The organism is Lacinutrix sp. MEBiC02404 (assembly GCF_053601575.1).
This window is the reverse complement of record NZ_JBSHNV010000099.1, coordinates 1-5,556: the sequence shown is the minus strand read 5'-3', so window position 1 is coordinate 5,556 and position 5,556 is coordinate 1. Positions and strand designations below refer to the sequence as shown.

The 5,556-nt window shown below is 27.8% G+C and carries 4 protein-coding genes and 1 pseudogene; all 5 read right to left on the bottom strand.

What is annotated here, in order from left to right:
* Nucleotides 1-528: 528 nt before the first annotated feature.
* Nucleotides 529-1,188, bottom strand: coding sequence for a hypothetical protein (locus tag ACVCXO_RS01055; RefSeq protein WP_452227746.1), 660 nt, complete (start codon nt 1,186-1,188; stop codon nt 529-531).
* 148 nt (nt 1,189-1,336) lie between these two features.
* The gene (locus ACVCXO_RS01050) at nt 1,337-2,656 is read right to left on the bottom strand and encodes a hypothetical protein (protein ID WP_452227745.1); all 1,320 of its coding nucleotides are present in this window, start codon (nt 2,654-2,656) and stop codon (nt 1,337-1,339) included.
* A gap of 157 nt (nt 2,657-2,813) precedes the next feature.
* Nucleotides 2,814-4,202 (bottom strand): alpha/beta hydrolase-fold protein, encoded by a 1,389-nt coding sequence (locus ACVCXO_RS01045; protein ID WP_452227744.1) that lies wholly within the window; start codon nt 4,200-4,202, stop codon nt 2,814-2,816.
* Between the two features lie 164 nt (nt 4,203-4,366).
* Nucleotides 4,367-5,374, bottom strand: coding sequence for a hypothetical protein (locus tag ACVCXO_RS01040; RefSeq protein WP_452227743.1), 1,008 nt, complete (start codon nt 5,372-5,374; stop codon nt 4,367-4,369).
* Nucleotides 5,375-5,431: 57 nt separating this feature from the next.
* Nucleotides 5,432-5,556, bottom strand: a pseudogene (locus ACVCXO_RS01035) (IS30 family transposase); the annotation flags it as partial.

Sequence of the window (5,556 nt, the reverse complement as noted above, 5' to 3'; positions counted from 1 at the left end):
CAATTTTTTATATACGTTGTTATAAAATGTAGCTAAACATCAAATTAAGCACGAATTACTTTGCCGTTAAGTTGCGCAATAAAAGGAGGAAAGCTAAACGTGTTTTGCTTTTACAGTTGAATAGCGAAAAGTGTTTTTTTTTAAACTCTTTGGAGTATTTAGCGATTGAGTAAGCATTTCCTGGCGAGCTAAAATTTCCTTGGCTTCAAAAAACTGCGCAAGATTTATTTCTCCTTTGCGTCAAAATTCCGCAAAGAATTCAATTCGTGAATTGAGTAAGCAGAGTTCGCGATTATTTTATTAAGATTTGAGTAAGGAAATAATCCAATTATTTATGTTTTAAGAAATTCAGTTTGTTGAAATTGAGGATTTTCGGCTATTTTTTATAACGTGTTTGTATATGATTTGTTGCGTGGTTAAGTACGTAATTTAGCAAATAAAAACCGAATAGAAAATCCGCGAGGGTTTTCGTAAGCAGGCTAGAACTAGCAATAAATTATATACGGTGTTGGCAAATCGTATTTATTATTAATATATAAAATCGGTTATTATAATTCTCTTAATGTAATAGTCAGAAAAATTTAAATCAGAATTTAACATCATATTTGAAACTATTTCTGGGTGTAAAAAGCCCATTGGTATTTTGAATTTGTAGTATTCTTTAATGAATTCATTTTGATTTTTTATAGAATCCAATGCTATCCAATATTTTCCTAAATTGTTTAGAGTTCTTGAATCCATTTCTGCAATTATCAAAGAATCTTTATCAAAGTTACTTGGAATATTTCCAGATTGAGTCTGAACATTGTATTGAATTATTCCATTTAGACTTTTATTTACAAATCTTTTTTTTATCAGAAAATCATTTTCTATCCAAACAGAATCTACATAACTATAAATTTCATGTTTTAAATTGCTTTGTTCAAATCGCTTTCTACTCTCTTTTGATACTGTTTTCAGTAAATCAGTTCTTCCATTTTTTAAATCAGTCAAGAATTGTTTGTAAGCATTTTTAGTGTCTAAATTCGGATATTGTCTTTTGAGAAAGTCAGATTCAAAGTCGTTCACGAGATAAGTCAGAGTTTCGCTGTTTTCTTTTCCCAAAACCTTTTCAAATTGTGCTATTTTTTTTTCATTTGAACAACTAAAAGTCAAAAGTAAAATTATTGTTAGTTTGATGAATTTCATTATTTGGACATATGTTTGCCAACGTGTTTGTATATGGAAAGTTGCGGTTTTGTATGCGAGGATTTTCCGAAGGAAAATCAGACGTAACAAAACAAGCAACAACCTTTGTTTAAGCACAAAACCAGCAATTTTTTATATACGGTGTTAGCTATAGTTGTTTTTTGCGAAGGAATAATTCAATTACTTTTGTGTTTTTAGCATAACTGTGATTAGAATAATATTTGGGTTTGTTTTCATTGTCAGTTTCAGTAGAAGCGTTTGGATATATGGCTACTCTGATATTGTTATTGGACAGTTTCCCATTTTCAAAATCAATAATTCTTTCTTGTGGTGCGTCACACTCCGAACAGGTAATTGAATATGAAAAGGGTTTTCCATTTAATTTTTCTAAATGTGCTGATTCGGTTCCAAAAGTAATTCCTTGTTTTGTTTTCCATATAGATTTTTTTGACAGTCTAACTCCATTTAATTCTTTTAATCCTATTTCATTTTCCCAATAAAACTCTACTTCTTTTTCAGAGTTTTTATATAATACTGTATATTTATATTCTCCCATTCCTTCTGGATAATAACCTGTTTCTATTGATACGTTTTTCTTTTCAAATTCATCTTCGATTTGTTTGTGAGAATTATAAATTAATAAATTTTCAAGTAAATAAATTTCTTTTTGATTTGAATTTGTATCAGATATAATTGTTTTATTTGAATTTGAATCAACTGTTCTTTTAGTTGTTATTCCATTTTCAATTCTAGTTATTATATAGCCATCATAATTTTCATCTTCTATAGCTGTTTCCCTTTCGTAATATTTTAAAGAATAAACCCCATTATTGAACTGGTATACTTCTCTATTAGTACAAGCAGCTCCACAAGCTCCAAAAAAGCGAATAGACTTATCATTTGAAAATTCATAACCACCTCTATTTCCAGCTGTAATTATACTAGTTAATTGACCTTTTTCATCTGACTCTGAATGACCAATAAAAATATTTTCTTTAGATTTTTTAAAGATTTTTTTAGGTTTTAAAGAACTATAATCAAATATTCTATTATATAAGTGTGGAGTATGCATTTCTGAAGGTATTACTAACTCATCTTGACCATCATAATCAAAATCTATAAATTTAATCCAATCAGTTAAATTTGATAGGTCATCATATATTCCAATAGGTATAATTCCTTTTTGTTCCGTAATCGTGTTAGTTATTACTAAAAGACCTTCTCCATCTTCGTTCAATTGGAAAATTGAAATAGATAAGTCTTTTATTTTTTCAGTGTATGTTGTTTTTTTATTTTCTTCAATATATTTTTTATGTTTATTTTCAGTATCCTTTAATTTTTGTTTAGTTTCTTTTAACGTAATTTCTAGTTGTTCTATTTCTTTCTGTAAATCACTAGAATCATTTTGTGAAACACAAGAATTAAGGATTAATACAAATACTATTGTCAAAAATTTCATTTTTTTCATTTTTATTTTTTTTAATTATAGCTAACGTTTATGTATATGAGCTGTGGCGTGTTTTTGCATGAACCTCTCCAAATATAAACTAACTTTGGGAAATCCATAGATTTTCCAAATGGGCACAGACCAAGCCATAGCTTATATACGGTGTTGCCAGTAGTTTTTATTTCCTCAATTTTGTTTTCAGTTCTTTTGCCTCCGATAAAGTGAATTTTTTATTTTCTTTAAATTCCTTTATACAATATTCTATATTTTTTAATCCTTTGCTCTTTAATATTCCTTTTTCTGCACAAACTTTGGCTATGAAATAACTGAAAATCAGTTTCCCTTTTGGATATGTTTTTATCGAACTTTCCAAAAAGTCAATTGCGTCTTTCGGTTTGTCCAATTTCTCATATATAATTCTAAACGGTCTTTCGTAATAGAAAATATTGTCGTTATAACCTTTTTCGATTTGAAGTTTCCAATTTTTCAAAGCTTCATCGTAAAGTCCCATCTCTTCGTACAATTGAGCCTTTTGAGAATATGCTTCGTCTTTTGCGAAAAATTCATTTTTTTCGCCAACTTCAAAAAGTTGTTCCAAAAGGTCGCTGTTTTTTTTCGCTATTACCAAGTCTAAAAGGTAATAGAAATCATCTTCGTCCAAATTAAAGTCTATTCCATAATTTTGTTTGGTAGAATTGGTTTTACCTTCCAAATAATCCGAAACAGATAATTTTTTTTCATTTACTTTATTCTCGAAATCATTGTAATTTCTATAATCCGAAAACATAAACATTAGAGCATCATTTAAGGATTTTACGACCAAATCAAGATGTCCTGAATTGTAAACTTCCTCTTTTAATTTAAGACGAACGTTTGTGTTATTTTTAAAAATACTATCTAATTTTTTTCCTGTTGCAAGTCGGTATTTATCATCTTTAGTTCCCGAGGAAACAAAATAGTACAAATTTTTGCTTTTATCTTTCGCTAGTGACTTGTTTAGATTTTCTATTTGTTCTTTTAATAAGTCTGGCGTTATGGCAATAAATCCTTGAAATGCATTATTTGGCATTGAAATAATTTGGCTTGCAAGTGTTGCAGTATTGGAATGACCAACTAATATATTAAATCCTGATACAGAATAATTTGAATTGATTAAAGGAATTATTTCTTTGTAAAGGTGATTTTTTAATTTTTCCGAACCTTCTAAAAATTGGTCTGTTGGAATGTTTATGTCATTTCCATAATTGGGTGTTGTTTCATAATTTCGGTCATTGTGAAAAATTCCAACCACAATACAATTTGGAATCACATTATATTTTGCTAAATAATTTTCGTAATTGGTTGTAATTTCAAAAAGCTCGTAGCCATCTAATGTATAAATAACTGGATATTTTTGTTTGTCGTCGTAGTTTGATGGCAGATAAATTTTTACAGTTCTCTCGTCCTTAAAAAAGTCTGATTTGAGTTTCTCGACTTTGTATTCGTATTTAAGCGTGTCTTTCGTTTCAGATTGTCCGAATGTTGAAAATGAAATAAATAAAATTACAATTGCAAAAATTTTGTTCATAGTTCGATTTTTTTTTCAAATTACTGGCAACGTGTTTGTATATGGTTTGTTGCGTGGTTAAGTACGTAATTTAGCAAATAAAAACCGAATAGAAAATCCGCGAGGGTTTTCGTAAGCAGGCTAGAACCAGCAATAAATTATATACGATGTTGTGCGTAGTTTTTTTATGTCGTTTTATAACCTAAACTTCTTATTCTGTCTTTAATTTCTGTATCAAATGCTTTTCGGGCAGTATAGAAATTAAAATGTTCTAATGATTTAGGTAATTCTTGATTTATGATATTTTCATATTCGAGTTTTAATGACCTTGATATAATTAAAGTTTTTAAAGAGTTTAATTCTTTCAAACCTTCCATTTTTAGTAACCCTTTACAATTAATAATCTTCAATTTTGAAAGAGAGTTCATTCTTGAATTAAATTCAATAGATTCTATTTGGGCTTGATTTTCAACTTGTAGATATTTTAGTTTTTTAAATCTACTAATATTTAGTGTGTTTAAATTTTTTATCCAAAGTATAGTTAATGATTCTAAATTCTCTCCAATAATTTCGTCTATATTTTCTCTACTCCCAAAACTCAAATAAAGTTCTTTTAAATTTTTAAGTTGATTTACAAAGTCAAATTTTATTTTATGATTTGTTCCACTTAGATAAAGAGTTCCTAAATTTTCAATTTGTCCGATAGATTCTGTATTTTTAAAATTACCCGAGATTCCTAACGAAGTTAAGTTCGTATACTCTTTTAAGTATTCGAGATTCAAATTTTTGGTTTTTGATGTTGCTAGATTAAGTTCTTGAATACTTTTAAAATTATCGGAATTCAGAATTTCTGTTTCTTTAAAATCATCTATTCCAATTATGAGTTTTTCTAAATGTTCTAATTTTGACAGTTCGTTAAGATTTTTCACCTTTTTTAAACAATTAATAGAAAGATTTTTGACGTTATTAACTTTTAAAAGTGTTTTGCAATCAAATGTTTTCTTGTCGTGTCCATAAAATCTAATTTCAAAATTTCTATCTAATTTTTTTGCTAAAATATTTAGGTCAGAAAGTATTCCATCATTGTAGGTTATTTCATCAAATTGAATAATAACATTATTGCCAGATTCAATTTCAGATTCAATAAAAGACTTGTCAATGTTTTCAGGGTTTGTTAATCTTTTAATCATCATTCAGATGCTGCATTCAAGGTTCTAACGCAACAAACGTTGCTTTTTTTTTAGTTTATACTAAGCTACATTTTTTAGTTCAAAATCCATAATTTCTTGAGGAGTTTTATAACCTATTATTTTCCGAGGTCTATTGTTAAGTTTTTCTTGAATACTCATTAGTGATTTTTCATCAATTTGATTGA